The sequence below is a fragment of the Acinetobacter sp. CS-2 genome, assembly GCF_016599715.1.
Classification (GTDB): domain Bacteria; phylum Pseudomonadota; class Gammaproteobacteria; order Pseudomonadales; family Moraxellaceae; genus Acinetobacter.
This window is the reverse complement of sequence record NZ_CP067019.1, coordinates 1,936,062-1,952,438: the sequence shown is the minus strand read 5'-3', so window position 1 is coordinate 1,952,438 and position 16,377 is coordinate 1,936,062. Positions and strand designations below refer to the sequence as shown.

General features: G+C 40.5%; 17 protein-coding genes, 4 tRNA genes and 1 pseudogene. 14 read left to right on the top strand and 8 right to left on the bottom strand.

Annotated features, from left to right (window positions below):
• The first annotated feature begins 74 nt into the window (after positions 1-74).
• The 3 genes from JFY49_RS09690 to JFY49_RS09680 all read left to right on the top strand — a co-directional run bounded on the left by JFY49_RS09690 (position 75) and on the right by JFY49_RS09680 (position 2,342).
• Entirely contained in the window at positions 75-1,487 is a 1,413-nt protein-coding gene (locus JFY49_RS09690; protein ID WP_395518571.1) for a M48 family metalloprotease, read from the top strand.
• Between the two features lie 46 nt (positions 1,488-1,533).
• Positions 1,534-1,902, top strand: a complete 369-nt coding sequence (locus tag JFY49_RS09685; protein WP_200222689.1) for a GFA family protein — start codon at positions 1,534-1,536, stop codon at positions 1,900-1,902.
• A 77-nt stretch (positions 1,903-1,979) separates the two neighbouring features.
• The gene (locus JFY49_RS09680) at positions 1,980-2,342 is read left to right on the top strand and encodes a hypothetical protein (RefSeq protein ID WP_180041761.1); all 363 of its coding nucleotides are present in this window, start codon (positions 1,980-1,982) and stop codon (positions 2,340-2,342) included.
• Positions 2,343-2,432: 90 nt separating this feature from the next.
• On the opposite strand, the gene JFY49_RS09675 is transcribed toward JFY49_RS09680, so the two are convergent.
• Both JFY49_RS09675 and rpsU read right to left on the bottom strand, forming a co-directional pair.
• Positions 2,433-2,879: a GatB/YqeY domain-containing protein gene (locus tag JFY49_RS09675; protein WP_086195548.1), complete on the bottom strand. Its 447-nt coding sequence runs from the start codon at positions 2,877-2,879 to the stop codon at positions 2,433-2,435.
• A 34-nt stretch (positions 2,880-2,913) separates the two neighbouring features.
• Positions 2,914-3,129, bottom strand: coding sequence for a 30S ribosomal protein S21 (rpsU, locus tag JFY49_RS09670; protein ID WP_001136722.1), 216 nt, complete (start codon positions 3,127-3,129; stop codon positions 2,914-2,916).
• Positions 3,130-3,274: 145 nt separating this feature from the next.
• Between rpsU and tsaD the strand changes: the two genes are divergently transcribed.
• Positions 3,275-4,291, top strand: a complete 1,017-nt coding sequence (gene tsaD, locus JFY49_RS09665; protein ID WP_086195547.1) for a tRNA (adenosine(37)-N6)-threonylcarbamoyltransferase complex transferase subunit TsaD — start codon at positions 3,275-3,277, stop codon at positions 4,289-4,291.
• Between the two features lie 50 nt (positions 4,292-4,341).
• On the opposite strand, the gene JFY49_RS09660 is transcribed toward tsaD, so the two are convergent.
• Both JFY49_RS09660 and JFY49_RS09655 read right to left on the bottom strand, forming a co-directional pair.
• Positions 4,342-5,304 (bottom strand): IS30 family transposase, encoded by a 963-nt coding sequence (locus tag JFY49_RS09660; RefSeq protein ID WP_200222688.1) that lies wholly within the window; start codon positions 5,302-5,304, stop codon positions 4,342-4,344.
• A gap of 158 nt (positions 5,305-5,462) precedes the next feature.
• Positions 5,463-6,335 carry an ATP-binding protein gene (locus JFY49_RS09655; protein WP_166166599.1) on the bottom strand — a complete coding sequence of 291 codons (873 nt, stop codon included), beginning with the start codon at positions 6,333-6,335 and terminating at the stop codon, positions 5,463-5,465.
• Between the two features lie 188 nt (positions 6,336-6,523).
• Here JFY49_RS09655 and JFY49_RS09650 point away from each other — a divergent pair, with 188 nt between their 5' ends.
• The 6 genes from JFY49_RS09650 to JFY49_RS09625 all read left to right on the top strand — a co-directional run bounded on the left by JFY49_RS09650 (position 6,524) and on the right by JFY49_RS09625 (position 9,431).
• The gene (locus JFY49_RS09650; protein ID WP_180041759.1) at positions 6,524-8,035 is read left to right on the top strand and encodes a DUF3336 domain-containing protein; all 1,512 of its coding nucleotides are present in this window, start codon (positions 6,524-6,526) and stop codon (positions 8,033-8,035) included.
• The gene (locus JFY49_RS09645; RefSeq protein ID WP_180041757.1) at positions 7,995-8,852 is read left to right on the top strand and encodes a protein kinase domain-containing protein; all 858 of its coding nucleotides are present in this window, start codon (positions 7,995-7,997) and stop codon (positions 8,850-8,852) included. Before JFY49_RS09650 ends, JFY49_RS09645 begins: the two co-directional genes overlap by 41 nt.
• A gap of 107 nt (positions 8,853-8,959) precedes the next feature.
• Positions 8,960-9,044: transfer RNA gene (locus JFY49_RS09640), tRNA-Leu, on the top strand.
• A gap of 34 nt (positions 9,045-9,078) precedes the next feature.
• Positions 9,079-9,152, top strand: a tRNA-Trp gene (locus tag JFY49_RS09635).
• Between the two features lie 37 nt (positions 9,153-9,189).
• Positions 9,190-9,274 (top strand) — tRNA-Leu (locus JFY49_RS09630).
• 71 nt (positions 9,275-9,345) lie between these two features.
• Positions 9,346-9,431 (top strand) — tRNA-Leu (locus JFY49_RS09625).
• A gap of 140 nt (positions 9,432-9,571) precedes the next feature.
• Here the strand turns inward: JFY49_RS09625 and JFY49_RS09620 are convergent.
• The gene (locus JFY49_RS09620) at positions 9,572-9,775 is read right to left on the bottom strand and encodes a hypothetical protein (RefSeq protein ID WP_086176023.1); all 204 of its coding nucleotides are present in this window, start codon (positions 9,773-9,775) and stop codon (positions 9,572-9,574) included.
• A 493-nt stretch (positions 9,776-10,268) separates the two neighbouring features.
• Here JFY49_RS09620 and JFY49_RS09615 point away from each other — a divergent pair, with 493 nt between their 5' ends.
• Positions 10,269-10,541: a hypothetical protein gene (locus JFY49_RS09615; protein ID WP_166167792.1), complete on the top strand. Its 273-nt coding sequence runs from the start codon at positions 10,269-10,271 to the stop codon at positions 10,539-10,541.
• A gap of 29 nt (positions 10,542-10,570) precedes the next feature.
• Here JFY49_RS09615 and gloB read toward each other — a convergent pair whose 3' ends face one another.
• Positions 10,571-11,302 (bottom strand): hydroxyacylglutathione hydrolase, encoded by a 732-nt coding sequence (gloB, locus tag JFY49_RS09610; RefSeq protein ID WP_166166591.1) that lies wholly within the window; start codon positions 11,300-11,302, stop codon positions 10,571-10,573.
• Between gloB and JFY49_RS09605 the strand changes: the two genes are divergently transcribed.
• From JFY49_RS09605 to JFY49_RS09595, 3 genes are all read left to right on the top strand, one after another.
• Positions 11,297-11,491 carry a hypothetical protein gene (locus JFY49_RS09605; RefSeq protein WP_166166588.1) on the top strand — a complete coding sequence of 65 codons (195 nt, stop codon included), beginning with the start codon at positions 11,297-11,299 and terminating at the stop codon, positions 11,489-11,491. The genes gloB and JFY49_RS09605 overlap by 6 nt on opposite strands.
• A gap of 57 nt (positions 11,492-11,548) precedes the next feature.
• On the top strand, positions 11,549-12,373 hold the full coding sequence (locus JFY49_RS09600; protein WP_200222687.1) for a PhzF family phenazine biosynthesis protein: 825 nt from the start codon (positions 11,549-11,551) through the stop codon (positions 12,371-12,373).
• A 134-nt stretch (positions 12,374-12,507) separates the two neighbouring features.
• Positions 12,508-15,276, top strand: coding sequence for a M16 family metallopeptidase (locus tag JFY49_RS09595; protein ID WP_200222686.1), 2,769 nt, complete (start codon positions 12,508-12,510; stop codon positions 15,274-15,276).
• Positions 15,277-15,361: 85 nt separating this feature from the next.
• Here JFY49_RS09595 and JFY49_RS09590 read toward each other — a convergent pair.
• Both JFY49_RS09590 and JFY49_RS09585 read right to left on the bottom strand, forming a co-directional pair.
• Positions 15,362-15,808 (bottom strand): annotated as a pseudogene (locus tag JFY49_RS09590) (amidohydrolase family protein); the annotation flags it as partial.
• 130 nt (positions 15,809-15,938) lie between these two features.
• Complete coding sequence (locus JFY49_RS09585) at positions 15,939-16,340, bottom strand: DUF3144 domain-containing protein (RefSeq protein ID WP_086195539.1); 402 nt, start codon at positions 16,338-16,340, stop codon at positions 15,939-15,941.
• Positions 16,341-16,377 lie beyond the last annotated feature (37 nt).

Sequence of the window (16,377 nt, the reverse complement as noted above, 5' to 3'; positions counted from 1 at the left end):
AATGTTATAGTCAGGTGAATTGAAAAAAGCAGTTTGAGAACATCACATTGAAACGGTTTTTATGGGCGTGTAACCTGACTTTGATTTCAGCAATCACATTAACGCACAGTGCAAATCTCAATTTAACCTCACAATTTAATGTTCCTGAAATTGGTAGCGGTGTTGGTCTGATTGACCAGCAAAAAGAAAAAATGATTGGTGAAAAGGTCTTTCGTGAAGTCCAGCACCAAATGCCTGTCTTGCAAAATCCGTGGCTTGAAGATCAGTTGGGGAGTGTATTTTCACATATTTTAAGCCAGACCCAGCTGGGTCAGCCCATAGGGCTGGTGATTATCGATGATCCTCAAATCAATGCTTTTGCCGTTCCGGGTGGATTATTTGCCATCAATACGGGCTTAATCACTTCTGCCCGAAATATGGATGAAGTGGCTGGGGTGATGGCTCATGAAGTGGCCCATGTGTCACAGCGTCATTACAGTCGATCACAAGAGGCGTTTAAGGGGCAGGGCCTGTTAACTGTGGCAGGATTACTGGTTGGCGCGCTAATTGCTTCTCAAGCTGATGGTGATGCTGGAACTGCAGTCATGCTGGGTTCTCAGGCGGCATTGATGGATAAACAGCTGAACTATAGTCGGAATCAGGAGCGTGAAGCAGACCGGATTGGCATGCAGTATATGTATAGCGCAGGCTATAACCCACAAAGTATGGCGGACTTTTTTGAAGTCATGGACCGGGCAACCAGTAAAGTCAGTTTCTTGCCTGATTTCTGGCTCACCCATCCACTCAGTACAGAACGGATGAGCGAAGCGCGTTTAAGAGCTAATCAATTCCCTCTGGTAAAATCAAATTTACATGATGAAGATTTTGAAATACTGAAGTGGTACAGCAAGGTCATTTCTAACCAGACCACAGAGCAACAACTTCAGGTTTTGGCGAATCGCAATAATTTTGCCGGCCAGCTGGCATTGGCTGCATTTTATTTAAAACAAGGCGATTATGTTTTAGCTCAGCAAGTTTTAGATCAGGCAAAAGCACAGCAGCGTTTAAATAATCTGCTGGTTCTTATTCAAACCGATATTTATTTGGGACAAAATAAAACCGAGCAAGCTTATCAGGCGATTCAATCAGCAGCACGGATTATGCCGGAAAACAGGGCTTTGGCTTTTAAACTGGCGGAAGTCTATATCCGTCAAAAAGAGCCTGCACAAGCTTTCAGTCTGATCCAACGCTTTATTAATAAAAATCCGCGTGATATTCAGGCTTGGCGCCTGATGCAGCAAGCGGCCAATATAGACCGGTTGTCACCGTTTAGAACGGTGAATGTGCTGCGTTATCGGGCAGAAGTAGAATACTGGTCGGGTTCGGAAGAAAATGCGATTAAGTCTTTATTACATGCACAGCGCTTGGCTAAAGATAATGCTGTGTTAGCTGCAAAATTAAAAGTACGGATTCAGGAAATGCAAAAAGAGCGACAGCTCAGAATTTAATTGCATATGATTATGTTGCCGTGATAATAAAAACAAGGAGTAACACATGCTAGAAGGTCAATGCTTATGTGGAAGGGTGAAATATCGTTATCAGGGTGAAATTGAAAAAACCATCGTCTGTTACTGTAAGGATTGTCAAATGGCGCAAGGCTCAATCTTTGCCTGGAACAGTCCGTTACAGCAATCAAAATTTGAAATTACCACTGGACTTAAATTTTTAAAAGAATATTTCCATAGCCCGAATAAAGCACGGGTTTTTTGTCAGGAATGTGGTAGTCCAATTTATTCTTATCGGGTCGATTTACCTGACATTATTCGTTTACGTTTGGGAACGGTCACTCAAGGTCATTTACCTGCGCCTTCCGAGCAAGCCTATGCACAATATAAACCTGATTTTCTGTATATGGATGAATAAAATCTGCAGCTGAATTTGCTCACTTTGTGATAATCTGCGGGTGAATTTATGGTTTTAATGATTAAATGTATTAATTTATGAAAAAAATATTATTTTCCTTAATATTGTTGGGGTGTGCAGGATCAAATGTAGCGGTTGCGAGTGTTGAGCAATACGTCGCAGCGGTGGATCAAATTTCTGCTGAATATAAGCAACAAACGAGAAATTTTTTTACAAGCTTAGATCCACAGCAAACCACCTTTACTTCACAGCAGCAAGCACAGTTTTGTGGAATCGTGGGTAATTATGTCGAGCAGTTATATCAAGCGGCAGATCAGAACAGGGAGTCTTTAGATCGTCAATTTAGACATATGACCAAGCAAGACGTCATTAATAAAGTGATGTCATCAAAAGAAATGCTGATTTTGAAAAAATATAATATTCAGTGTGATCTGAAATAATCGGGAATGTTTATAAGAGATTAGATGAAACATTTGAACTGTCTTTGCTTAAAGGCAGTTCAACAATAAAGAACGATTTTAGAAGTGGGGTTAGCTAAGTTTAGCTTTAATTTTAGCTGAAACTTGTGCAGGATCGGCGCGCCCGGCTATGAGCGGACGCAGAGAATTCATCACCTTACCCATATCTTTCATGCTAGTAGCTTCTTGTGCAGTAATCGTCTGCGCAATGATAGAATCAAGCTCTTCCTCAGTCATAGCTTCTGGTAGAAATTGAGATAACACTTCAATTTCGGCTTGTTCCTTACTAGCTAAATCATCTCGGCCAGCGCCTTCAAAGGCTTTAACCGATTCTTTACGTTGTTTAATTTGCTTTTCAATGACCGCAAGAACTTGAGCATCGTCAAGCTCTTTGCGCTCATCGACTTCGATTTGCTTAATTGCTGCCTGCAGACTACGAATAACCGTCAACTTATTCATTTCTTTAGCACGCATTGTTGCTTTCAAAACTTCAGTGATTTGGTTTTTTAAAGTAGTCATTTATTTAGTCCAGGCAGTCAATCACAAATTAATCTTAGTAAAGGCGTGTAGTACGAACTGATTCGCGAGCCAATTTCTTTTGGTAACGTTTAACAGCAGCAGCTTTTTTACGTTTACGTTCTTGAGTTGGTTTTTCGTAGAATTCACGTTTACGAACGTCAGCTAAAACACCTGCTTTTTCGCATGAACGTTTGAAACGACGGATAGCTACGTCTACTGGTTCGCCTTCTTTCAATTTAACTTGTGGCATGAAGAATCCTCATTAAGTTATGGATAAGATCTAGGCTGAATTGCCTTCGATCACAAGTGAAGTGCAGTATTTTACTCATTTACATCTCATATCACAAGTCTATAATAGCTTTAGCAATATTTAGATACGGGTAAAAGGCAGTTTAATGATCGTTCTGGGCTTGGAAACTTCTTGTGATGAAACTGGGTTAGCACTCTATGACAGTGAAGTCGGCTTAATAGGACAGGTGTTATATAGTCAGATTAAACTGCATGCCGAATATGGTGGAGTGGTCCCGGAACTGGCTTCACGCGATCATGTGCGTAAGTTAATTCCTTTAATGAATCAGTTGCTTGAACAAAGCAATATTAAAAAATCAGATATTGATGCAGTCGCCTATACACGTGGTCCCGGCTTGATGGGAGCGCTTATGACCGGTGCACTGTTTGGTCGTACCTTGGCGTTCGCGTTAAATAAACCAGCGATTGGTGTGCATCATATGGAAGGTCATATGTTGGCGCCTTTGTTGTCTAAAACTCCGCCAGAATTTCCGTTTGTCGCTTTATTGGTCTCTGGCGGGCATACTCAGCTCATGGCAGCTCATGGCATTGGTCAATATGAATTGCTGGGTGAATCAATTGATGATGCTGCTGGTGAAGCTTTTGATAAAGTGGCAAAGATGATGGGCTTGCCTTATCCAGGTGGTCCGAACATTTCAAAACTGGCTGAGCAAGGGAATCCAGAAGCCTTTGCTTTCCCGCGTCCAATGCTGCATCAAGGTCTGGATTTTTCATTTAGTGGTTTAAAGACGGCTGTTTCCATTCAATTGAAAAAAGTGGAAGGTCAAGGTCGTGAAGCCGATATCGCAGCAAGCTTCCAGGAAGCGCTGGTAGATACATTGGTAAAAAAATCGGTAAAAACACTGAAACAGACCGGTTTAAAACGTTTGGTGATTGCAGGTGGTGTAAGTGCCAATAAGCGCTTACGTGAACGTTTGGAAGCGGATTTGGCTAAAATTAAAGCCCAAGTCTATTATGCAGAACCCGCGTTATGTACTGATAATGGTGCCATGATTGCCTTTGCCGGTTATCAGCGTTTAAAAGCAGGGCAGCATGATGGTCTGTCTGTGACGACTACGCCACGCTGGCCAATGACAGAGTTGACCAATCCAAGCGAAGCTTAAATATAAAGAATTAAAAAAGAGGCGAGAGCCTCTTTTTTAATTTGGCGGATTCAAGCGGCAAGTGCAACAGTATAAAAACCAGCCATAACTTCACTCGGTGTATACCAACCTAGTGTTTTTCTAGGACGATGGTTGAGTGCAAATTCTATCTGCTCTATTTGTTCGTTTGACACGTCATCAAACGATGATGATTTTGGCAGATATTGACGGATTAAACCATTCGTATTTTCATTTCTAGCTCGCTGAATAGACTTGTAAGGATCAGCAAAATACGTCTCTATGCCAGCATCAGTAATTCTTTTATGTTCGGAAAATTCTTTGCCATTATCAAATGTCACACTATAAGCATGGCTCATTTGTAAACGATCTAATGCACAAGTAATCGTTTGAGAGGATGCTCTCGTTGGCCCTAAATGAACAATATGTACATACAGGCTCTTTCGATCAACGAGTGTCAATAAAGCACCTTTATGATGTTTACCAATCACCGTGTCACCTTCGAAATCTCCTAAACGTTGTCGTTGATCAATGACCTGGTCTCGGCAGTGAATACTTGTTTTATCAATGATTTGACCCCTACGATCCGTGTTTTTGTAACCGCGTTTTCGATATTTCTTCTGATGCCTTAAGTGTAGATGAAGTTTACCGCCTTTTGATTTATCTTGATAAATGTACTGGTAAATCCACTCATGTGAAGGTACATCCAGCCAACCGCGTTGTGTTAAAGCACCTGAAATTTGTTCTGGTGACCAGTCCAAACCAATCAAATAATCAATATAAGCGAAGGCAAATGCTGTCATTGATGATGAAGGACAGTACCGTCTTTGACTTGCAAATTTAGCTGCCTGTTGAGCTCTATATCCACGTTGCCCAGTATTTCTTTTTAATTCACGGTAGATGGTTGATCGTGAACGTCCTAACTCCCGAGCAAGGGTAGCGATTGAACTTTTACTTTTCAAAGTAGCATAAATTTCGTATCTTTCATCTTGAGAAAGTTGGGTGTATTTCTTCATTGTGTGCTTTCCAATTGCGAGTTGAAAAAGTCATAATGATTCTATGAATACACCTAACTTTTTCAACTAACTACAAATGTGTTGCACTTGGGATTTGAATCTGCGTTTTGGAAAAGAATATGAGAGATTCTTTTCCAGTGTTCACAAATTTAAGCTAATTATTGAGACTGAAGTAGTTGTGATCCAATCCAATGCTTAGAGAATTGATACGCTGCACGCCCTGAACGCTGTCCACGTGCCTGACACCATCTTAAGGCTTCGGCGCGTACTTCATCTGTCATGGACATACCAGCTTTTGCTAAATAGTGCTGCACGATTTCCAGGTATAAGTTTTGATCCATCGGATAGAACGACAGCCACATACCGAAACGGTCAGACAGTGAAATTTTTTCTTCAATGGCTTCTTGTGGGTGTAGCTCGGTGTATTGAGGAACATCCATACGCGTTATCGGGGTGTTTTCATGCATAAATTCCGGCAATAAATGACGGCGGTTGCTGGTGGCATAAATAATAAAATTGCTTGAACCGGATTGTAATGAACCATCCAATACACTTTTTAAACTGCGATAGTTTTCATCTTCTGCGTTAAAAGCCAGGTCATCACAATAGACAATAAATTTTTCAGGACGATTTTCAATCAATTTCTGAATCATCGGCAAATCGGCCAAATCATCACGTTCAATTTCAATTAAACGCAAGCCTTCAGATTCATACTCGGTTAATAATGCACGTACAATTGAGGATTTCCCTGTGCCGCGTGAGCCAGTCAGTAGTACATCGTTGGCAGGCAAGCCTTTTAAAAATTGCCGGGTATTTTGAATCACTTTTTCTTTTTGTTTTTCTATACCTTTTAAATCGTCCAAATAGATTTTTTTAGGCTGCTGAATGGCGTTTAATTGTTTATTTTGCCACTTATAAGCCGAAGCTTCAAAGTTGGTTTCTTGTTTCAGTTCAGGTAGGTTTTGCTGTAGCTGTTGGAGTACAGTCGAAAGAACTTGTAATATATTGTCAGGTAAATCAATTGTTGCCATGATGGTTCAGCTTATACGGATAAAGTGAAAAAGGTCATTTTACATGGAAACTGTATGTCAAATAGCCATAGTTTGCCAATTGAATAGGCGGTATGATGATGGATTAATCACTTGTTGATTGTACAAAGATGATGTTCGATACCCGATCAGGGACAGGAAATAACAATGAAAGTGTTTGAGGGATAGATATGTTATTTAATGATTTCACGACAAATATTAATCCACATCAAGCATACCGTATAAAAAAATTAAAAAGTCAGCTCGCTGCGGCTGAAACATATGAAGAATGGAAAAGCATTGCCCTAAAAATAGATGAAGAATCCGGTGCTCAAGAATGGAAATTGGATAACTGTTCACCTTATTTTGATGCCGAAATTATTTCTGGGCGATTAAGCAGGTTAAAACGCTACCGTTTTCAAAAACGTACCCAAGATCTCATGTATATATTGCGTGAAGGTTTAAGCTACGATATCGCAAATATTGCACATCCCATGCTTTTTAATGCTACCTATGTGGGCACTAAAAAAATTATTGAAGATTATGTGGAAGAAGTCAGTGAAAGCCTGGCTTACATTGCTTCGAGCAACTGTACTTGCTTGCCTATGGAAAAAAAAATAGAGTTCTTTCAGCAGTGTAAAAAAGCTTATGGCCAGCCTGCGATCATGTTTTCAGGTGGAGCAACTTTAGGACTGTTTCATACCGGCGTATGTAAAGCACTGCTTGAACAGGATTTAATGCCTAAAGTATTATCCGGTTCGAGTGCCGGGGCAATCATGACCACCATGCTCGGTACTTCAAAACCTTCAGATATTACCGGTCTTTTAAATGGTGAAAACTTTTTTACCGAAGCTTTTCACTTTCGTAAATTTGGTGACCTTTTAAAGGGAAACGGTGGTTTTGCCGATGTAAAATACCTGAAAAAATTCCTGATTGAAAACTTGGGTGATGTGACATTTGAAGAAGCCTTTAAAACTTCCGGTTTACATATTAATGTCGCTGTAGCACCTTATGACACCTCACAACAAGCCCGCATCATGAATACTTATACTTCGCCAGATTTACTGGTTTGGAGTGCGGTGTTGGCATCCTGTGCTGTGCCCATCCTGTTTCCACCAGTTAAGCTCACCAGTAAGCGTTACGATGGCAAATTGACCCCTTATATGTCCAATACCCGTTGGGTAGACGGCAGTGTAAGAAGTGATTTCCCGCAAGAAAAAATGGCGCGACTGTATAACTTAAATTACACCATTGCCAGTCAGGTGAATCCACATATTGTGCCATTCATGCAAAGTGATGCAGAACGCTACCGTCGAGATGTGATGAGCTGGCCAGAGCGCATTGTACGTCGTCAGGGCAAAGTTATTACCAAGGGAATTATGGATTTTGCGCGTGGCCGAGTTGGAATGCTTCCTCCTGTACGCCGTTTGCTCGATCATGGATATGGGGTGATTGATCAAGGTTATTATGGGGATGTGAATATTGTAGGTGATTATAGTCTGCGCCATTATAGTTACATGTTCCAGAATCCACGCCCATATTTGTTCAAGTTATTGCAAAGAGAAGGGGAGCGGGCAACCTGGCCGAAAATATCTTCTATCGAAACCCATGCCCGTGTAGGTAAAACCATTCAGCACTGTTTAGAGCTTTTAAGTTATCAGCATGATCCAGAGAAAAAAACCGCAGAATTTATTGCAGTTTAAAGATGTGGATTTTTCTAATATCCATTTAATGTTAAAGACCAAGCCCAAAAGTTTAACTTTTGGGCGTTGTTTATATACCTTTGAATATCAGCAACAACGTTATTGGTTAAAAACCCAAAGCTTAAATAGCCACCCCAGTATTGAAGACGGGTTTCGAAATGAACTGCTTTTTTATCAGCAATTTTTAGCTCAAGCTAATTCTGCCAGCAGCCAGCCTGATTTTTTATTGCCTTTTCAAATGATTTCTAATTTTAAAAGCCTGGCTGAATCACACATGTCGGGCAGTGCAGCATTGATTCTAAGCGATGCAGACTTATTGCTTGGTAATTGTGCCGAGATGTCACTACAACAGATCAAACAGACATTCTTGAAGCTTTTAGATGCCGTGGATCAGTTGCATCAGTTGGGTTGGATTCATGGTGATTTAAAACATGAGCACCTGGTTAAATATCAAAACCGCGCATGTTTAATCGATTTTGAGCAGGTACAAAAAATCAATGCAATCCACAATCCGAAAAATCTAACGGCAACACCACGCTATATGGCACCTGAACTTTTTCAGGGTTCTGAAAAAACCGTGCAAACGGATATTTATGCGTTGGGTATTATTCTGTATGAATGGTTGAACAATCAGCGCCTGAGTGCAAAAAATTATCACGATTGGGCCTATTTGCATTGCCAGCAGCTAAATATTGAACTGCCACAACCTTATTTAGCATTTAAACAGCTTTTATGTGGCATGTTGGCCAAGCAAAAACAGCAGAGATTTACCGACATTGCTACAATAAAATGCTGCTTAGTCACTGAAAATGCTTAAGAAAAATACAGAAAAACGTTTTTTGTTTTTTATTTAAACAAACAAGTGGATTTTTCATAAAAAGGTCTTGTCATCAGGAATCGATCTCTATAATATACACAGCCATTGGGGACGTGGCGAAATTGGTAGACGCACTGGATTTAGGTTCCAGCGCCGCAAGGTGTGAGAGTTCGAGTCTCTCCGTCCCCACCACTTAAATATCAGCATAGTTTGATAATTAGGTTACAGAGGATTGGTGTAATGGTAGCATGACGGTCTCCAAAACCGTTCGTCAAGGTTCGAATCCTTGATCCTCTGCCAAGCTTTAAAAAATCCAACACACAGTTGGTACCCTGATGGGGACGTGGCGAAATTGGTAGACGCACTGGATTTAGGTTCCAGCGCCGCAAGGTGTGAGAGTTCGAGTCTCTCCGTCCCCACCATCATATTAAGGCAAGGTAAGCTACCTTGCTTTTTTGTTGTAAGAAAAATCCAGCACTAAGCTGGTCCTGACGGGGATATGGCGGAATTGGTAGACGCACTGTGTTCAGGTCGCAGCGCCCTCTGGGCGTGAGAGTTCGAGTCTCTCTATCCCCACCATATTAAAGCAAGGTAAATAGACCTTGCTTTTTTATTGCCTGTAAAAAGTGAACATAAATAAAAAGCCCAAAAAATGGGCTTTTAAAAATAGATTTAAAATTATTATTGTTTTGTCCTAATCCAAAATGACCAATAGTCTTTTAAGCTTTTAAATGATCTTCGAATTCTTCACCAAGTTGCATGGCAAGTGCATTACCTGCTAAATCACATGTGACCAGACCGTATTCTTTTTTGAAGCTAAAGGTAAACCCACGATTATCAGTCAATGATTTTACTGAATAGCCCAATTTTTCTAACCAAATACGAAATGCAATTAAATTTTTTGCCTTAACAACTTTCTTCACGAGAGAACTCCTTGTGTATTAGATACTGACCGCTATTAAATAATTAATAGGGATGCAGATATTTTTTTAAAGGGTAGCTTGAACAGGTTTTTTATAAAATAAATATTTTGTATTTTTTTTATGCAAGAAATGCGTAAATAATAATTAAATTGCGGATAAAACTAATCTTGTATTCAAGGAATTATTTTACATATTATTGATTTTTATTTATTTTAGCCTATTTTCTTGATTTTTTGAAATGGAAATATTTAAACACAATTTTAAGTAGAGCATGAATGTTTTTATCTTTGAGCAGTTTTGGGGAAGAATAAATTGGGGGGAGAATACCGAACTGAAGTGGAACAGCCATGTCATTTTATTCACAAATCAATAGCCGCCAAAAATGACAGTGCTTCATATTTAAAAAAAAGATAAAATATATGACATTGTACCAAGAGAATTTATTGAATTCTGGCAGGTGCAAAATGTTGATCAAGGTGAAGACTGGATTGTAATGACCACAGAAACTATTGAACAGAATGTAATCAAGCAAATTCAGCAGATGCAGCAACAAGGTCAGGTACCTGTTGCTGTTATGCTGGGCCATGAGGACTGGCTATTTTTCGGCGAACAATCCAAAGTGTCCTATACGCCTTTTGGCAGCGCCCGTCGTTATCAACCGGCTTTAGGTGGGTTACTGCTAGTTCGTGTGGACGAGATGCATGTCACCAAAGTGGTTACGCAAGCCGAGCTCGATGCTTATACCCAAACCCATCAAATTTTATAAACTGTCATCGCTGCTACATGCTACACCCATTAAAAGTTATCTTTTAACTGTCGTATGTGCCGAAATTCTTCCACGCTGTCCACCCTTAAAAAGGGATTGGTTTGCAGTTCCAGTTCAATGCTACTTGGTAAGGTACTTTGACCGAGCATACGCAGTGCTTCCACCTGTTCGAAGCGCTGCTGAATCGCCAGGTTGTCAGGTTCGACATGTAAAGCAAACTTGGCATTTGCCAGTGTATATTCATGGGTGCAGTAGACTTTGGTACGTGCTGGCAAAGCAGCCAGACGGTTCAGCGAATGGTACATTTGCTCATATGTTCCTTCGAACACACGGCCACAACCCATGGCAAACAATGTATCGCCACAGAAAAGTACATCCAGCGCATCAATAAAATAAACGATATGCCCCAGTGTATGTCCAGGTACGGCAATAATCTCAATATTTAAATCATGAAAACTAAGATGATTTTCATGTTGCAGGGGATGAGTGATAAAAGGAACTTTGCTTAATTCTTCCCGTGGACCATAAACGGGGATATGACGATTTTGTAAAAGCTCGGGCACACCGCCAATATGGTCTTTATGCCAATGTGTCAGCCAGATCTGAGTCAGCTTTAAACCTTTCGCTGTACAAAATTCTTCGACCAGATGTGCTTCAGTAGGGTCAACTGCAACTACTTCTTTACTCGGGATATGTTCTAATAACCAGATATAGTTCTGCAATTGATTTTTCACATCAATCATATGGACTTGAAAATGCATAAGATAGAAATCAATGATATAGATATGGATAAGCTAGCCTTAAAGCCAGGTTTTTTCCAGGGGAAAATCGCAATTAATAGGCCAGTATTTATACATAAAGTTGCTGATCTGCAGGCGGATACAAAAACAGTCTTTCTCGATCAGCTTTTTGTTTTTAAAAAGCACGCTATGGAATACTTGCAGCAATAATGTCTGTATTACATTTAGAACATACAAAGTGCTGAATCTAAAATTGGGGAGATCAATATGAAAATGTATCAGGTGGATGCCTTCACAACGGAACTGTTTAAAGGAAATCCTGCGGCAGTGATTGTGACTGAATACTGGCTGGATGAGGTCTTGATGCAAAATATCGCCTTAGAAAATAATCTGGCAGAAACTGCTTTTGTAAAAATGCTTGATGCAGAAAACTATGAAATCCGCTGGTTTACCCCAACCACAGAAGTGAACTTTTGTGGACATGCAACGCTAGCCAGCAGTTTTGTACTATTCAAAGATTATACCGCTGCGAAAACTCTTCGGTTTCATGTTAAAGAGCTCGGTATTTTTGTAGTAAGCCAGGAGGCTGATGGTAAAATCAAAATGAACTTTCCGATTCGCCGTGCAAAAAAAGTTACCCATTATCCTGAAGTTTTAAAGCAAATTTTAAGCAAGCCATTTAAAAATGTTTATTTAAATCATCAGGCCTACATTATGGAATATGCAAATCCACAAGATGTACGGGATGAAAAGCCCAATCTGGAATTATTCAAACAATGGACACTCAATCAAGCCGAGAAAACCCAACCCAAGCGTGTTCTGGACCTGGCCATTACTGCTCAGGCTGCTGCGCCTTATGATTGTATATCGCGTTATTTTGCTCCCGCTAATGGCATTGATGAAGATCCGGTTACTGGTTCAATTCATACCGCGATTGCGCCACTTTGGGCAGAGAAATTGGGCAAAAAAGATATTCTGGCTGATCAGGCATCTGCACGTGGGGGAAAATTATATTGTGAACTGCTTGAAAATGAACGGATTGAAATTTCAGGTTATGCAAAATTATATATGCAGGCAGAGCTACATTTGTAACATCTGGATATAAATGAACGACAAAGCTATTGAAATAAACGGTAATGCTTGCAAAAAGTAACTACTCAACATCATGATCATTTTCTAAGATGTGATGCTTAAAAATTCATATGACTGAATAAATTGGAATAATTATGCTCATGCGGTTCAAACAACTTACTATCTCATTATTATTTGTTGGTTTTAGTGCAACTGCCTGGGCACAACCGATCTTGGTTAAATCTGAGCAGAAGATTGAAGAATATACATTAGACAATGGTTTTCGCGTGGTTCTGGCGCAAAATGATAAAGAAAATAAAGTCTTTATGAACACGGTCTATCTGACCGGTTCACTTAATGATCCGCAGGGCAAAGGCGGTTTGGCACATTTGCTCGAACATCTGGCATTTAAGGGTACACAGAATATCAAAGGTGAAGAATTTCAGCGCCGTCTGGATCAATACACCTTAATGACCAACGCCAGTACAGATTATTATTCCACCAAATATACCAATGTGATCCGTCCTGAACAGAATGCCATTAATCAAGTGATTCATCTTGAAGCTGAACGTATGGACAAGCTGGTGCTGCAAGAAAAGTTTGTCCCTTCTGAAATTGCCATTGTGAAACGCGAACGTGAAGTTCGTATGGATCAGTCTTTTGCAGTGATGATGGACCAGATGTGGAAATCGGCTTATGGCAATAAGTATTTGGGACGTTTGCCGATTGGCGATTTAAAAGAATTGCAGTCCATTAAAATGGATGAGCTGAATAAATTTTATCGAACCTGGTATGCGCCGAACAATGCCGTAATGATCATTTCCGGTAAATTTGATAAAGCCGCTGTGTTAAAACAGATTGATCAACAGTTTAGTCCAATAGCAACTCGTCAGGTTCCAGTACAGACCAAAGTTCCTGTGCTGGACTCAGCCAAAATTCAGCATAGAAATTTTGTTGTAAAAAAGGGCAGTGATCTGGCTAAATTCAATATTTACCTGAATGGCAAAAATGAAAAGATCAAATCTGCTTTGGCACTGACACCTTATTTATATACCATGCAACCGAGTGGGCATCTTTATCAAAGCATGGTGGAAACCGGTTTAAGTACCGGCGTTCAATCTACTACCTGGCTAGATCAGGACTTTAATCTGGTCTTTATGGGCGCCATTTATGCACCGAATCATGATGAGAAGAAAGTGCAATCCGAACTTATTGCGGGTGTGGAAAAAAGTCAGCTATTTAATGAGACTGAACTAAACCGGGTAAAAAATCTGATTCAGAATCAGGCAGACAGTGTACTCAGTAATGCTGCCGCTTTGGGGGGGCGTTTAAGTGATTATTATGTGGCTTATCAGGGAGACTGGTCGCAGTACTTTACTGATTTGAATAATGTGAAGCAATTGAAGCTTGCTGATGTCAATCAAACCCTGACCCGGTTTTTAGTGCCAGAACATCGCATTTCTGGAGATATTAAACCGACCCCGGAAGCTCAGAAAAAAGCATTACAACAACAGGCTGCCGAGCAACCTAAAACCTTAGATCAGGCCAGTGTGCAAGAAGAGCCGCTTAAAGACAGCAGTGCCTATAAGCAGGAAGTCGCGGAATACGTCAAAACCTCAAAGCAGTATTTGATGGATACTGAAAAGAAAATCCAGCGCGGAACGTTGAAAAACGGTATTGCATACGCTTTATATCCGACCTCTACCCGTGATGATAAAACCTATGCCACCATTTCTGTTGACTTTGGTACGGATAAATCTTTGTTTAATAAAGGTGAAGTACTGGATTTGATGGCCTATTTACTCTTGCGTGGCTCAGATCAGTATAGTTTGCAGGATATTGCAGACAAATCGATTGAAGCGGGTGGTGGAGCAACGGCTACAGCATCTGCAAATAGTATTGCCATTCAGATTGTGGCAAAAAAAGAGAAATTTGATGATTATTTCAAATTTATGCTTGATGTTCTGAAAACACCGAAGTTTGAACAATCGCAATTTGACCTGATCAAGTCACAAAGCTTGTCGAGCCTGGATCGGCCATATACGGAACCTGAAACGGTTGCCGCATTGACCATGACCCGTTTATTGGAAACCTATCAGCCAGGAGATTTACGCTATCATTTTGAACCTGAGCTGTCTAAACAGCAGCTTAAAGCAGCAACAGTTGAGCAAGTGAAAAAATTATATCAGGATTTCTTTATCAGTCATCATGCACAAATTGCCATTACCGGTGATTATCAGGCTCAGCCCATGCTAAAACTGCTACAAAAAGAATTCTCTGGATGGAAAACACAATTGCCTTATCAACGCCTAAGTTCTGATTATCAGGCGTATAAGGCACAAAAAATCCATGCTTTATCAGAGCAACGTGAATTTGGTAATTATCAGGCCATTTTGACCTTGCCGGTGGGTTCGAATCATGCCGATGCGCCAGCCTTAATGGCGTTTAGTTATATTCTGGCTGACTCGCAGCTGTCGTCACGTTTAGCCCAGGAACTCCGTGAGAAAAATGCCTTGGTATATGGATTTGGCAGCAATCTGGATCTGGATGAATGGATTGATTCAGGGGCACTCACCATAGAAGCCAATTATACGGCAGCAAAGTCGGCGCAAGTATCACAAGCCGTGCATAAGGTACTGAATGATTTACTCACTAAAGGGGTAACTGAACAGGAGCTGGAAGCGGCCAAAGCCAATATTCTGAAAAAACGGGTGACTGCTTTGGAAGATGAACGCAGTATTCACGCGATGCTTTTACCGCAACTGGAACATAATCGCGACTTATTATTCCGTGAAAAGCGTGATCAGGCTTTTAAAAAACTTAGCAAAGCAGATCTGGATACCGTAATCAAGAAATACATCAAACTGGATCAGCTGGTGGAAGTTATGGCAGACCAGTATGGAAAGCCACAAAACAAGTCATAACTTTTAAACGCTATTTTCTATCCTGCTATTCATATATTTGTTGTGCTTTTCCCCTCCTTTTAGGAGGGGTTAGGGGAGGTTTCTTTTAAAGCTGATAAAACTGCTTTGCATTATGATGAAAAACTTGTTTCAGTGCATTCGGATCATAGACCCCACTACCACATCACTAAAGGCATTAATGATGTTCAGCAGTGAGGTACTTAATGGGGAAGTTGAAGGCAAATATGACCCGGTAACTGCCAAAGTGCCGCAGCACATGGCTAATCAGTGGAAAGGCTAAATCATAGATTTCCTGTTTACTGGCTAAGCGGTCTTGTTTATGAAACTGATGACTCAATATCGGTATAAACAGGCCAGACATCTTGATATAAACATTTGGATACCTTGCCAGTTCGGCAATATCCTCCTGCCAGCGCAACAAAATATTTTCCCGGGCGGTTTTCGTCAGTCCTGTAAGTGAGCCGACTTTTCCAAATAATCCGGCAGGCGTGCCAAAATGGTCCAGTACAATAGAGGTTTCCGGAAACTGTCTCCAGCTATTGTATGGTCAGTCTTTGGTTCAGTAAATCTCTGTCATGTCACCATACACTAAGGTATTTTGGCTTTGGATGACCTTTCATCCAAAAACTCAGCACATAAAAAAAGCCCCGTAGGGCTTTTCATTAATGATCGTGATTGTGGTCATGATCATGCTTGTTGGTATGAAATTCTTCGTTACGACGGAAGCGAAGATAGTTTTCAAACTGTTCGCAATATTCGTCATAGTTATCTTCCAGCATCATCTGGAATTGCTGCATGATGTACGACATCACCTGATCTTTGGCATCACGCATTTCATTGCCATCTTTAAAGTTATTGGCAGCTACCCAAGTATTAAAACGGGCAGTAGCAAACAACATGGCAGCGCTGACTTGTCCGCGCATTTCAGCAGGTTTCACGGCTGAACCTTTTTCGACACGGCAAAATTCGTTGGCCTGTTTAATAAATTCATCAGCACGTTCAAAAAAAGCAGCATTTAACGCTTCTTCTTCGGTTACATCTGTTGCTTCAATCTTTTGAACCATGAACTTTTCCTGCAAAAACGATCTAATGGCTTATTAT

Bases quoted from the DNA above. Each gene is read 5' to 3' on its own strand.
- JFY49_RS09685 (WP_200222689.1), top strand. From the start codon at position 1,534: ATGCTAGAAGGTCAATGCTTATGTGGAAGGGTGAAATATCGTTATCAG.
- JFY49_RS09680 (WP_180041761.1), top strand. From the start codon at position 1,980: ATGAAAAAAATATTATTTTCCTTAATATTGTTGGGGTGTGCAGGATCA.
- JFY49_RS09675 (WP_086195548.1), bottom strand. From the start codon at position 2,879: ATGACTACTTTAAAAAACCAAATCACTGAAGTTTTGAAAGCAACAATG.
- rpsU (WP_001136722.1), bottom strand. From the start codon at position 3,129: ATGCCACAAGTTAAATTGAAAGAAGGCGAACCAGTAGACGTAGCTATC.
- tsaD (WP_086195547.1), top strand. From the start codon at position 3,275: ATGATCGTTCTGGGCTTGGAAACTTCTTGTGATGAAACTGGGTTAGCA.
- JFY49_RS09660 (WP_200222688.1), bottom strand. From the start codon at position 5,304: ATGAAGAAATACACCCAACTTTCTCAAGATGAAAGATACGAAATTTAT.
- JFY49_RS09655 (WP_166166599.1), bottom strand. From the start codon at position 6,335: ATGGCAACAATTGATTTACCTGACAATATATTACAAGTTCTTTCGACT.
- JFY49_RS09650 (WP_180041759.1), top strand. From the start codon at position 6,524: ATGTTATTTAATGATTTCACGACAAATATTAATCCACATCAAGCATAC.
- JFY49_RS09645 (WP_180041757.1), top strand. From the start codon at position 7,995: ATGATCCAGAGAAAAAAACCGCAGAATTTATTGCAGTTTAAAGATGTG.
- JFY49_RS09615 (WP_166167792.1), top strand. From the start codon at position 10,269: ATGACCACAGAAACTATTGAACAGAATGTAATCAAGCAAATTCAGCAG.
- JFY49_RS09605 (WP_166166588.1), top strand. From the start codon at position 11,297: ATGCATAAGATAGAAATCAATGATATAGATATGGATAAGCTAGCCTTA.
- gloB (WP_166166591.1), bottom strand. From the start codon at position 11,302: ATGCATTTTCAAGTCCATATGATTGATGTGAAAAATCAATTGCAGAAC.
- JFY49_RS09600 (WP_200222687.1), top strand. From the start codon at position 11,549: ATGAAAATGTATCAGGTGGATGCCTTCACAACGGAACTGTTTAAAGGA.
- JFY49_RS09595 (WP_200222686.1), top strand. From the start codon at position 12,508: ATGCTCATGCGGTTCAAACAACTTACTATCTCATTATTATTTGTTGGT.
- JFY49_RS09585 (WP_086195539.1), bottom strand. From the start codon at position 16,340: ATGGTTCAAAAGATTGAAGCAACAGATGTAACCGAAGAAGAAGCGTTA.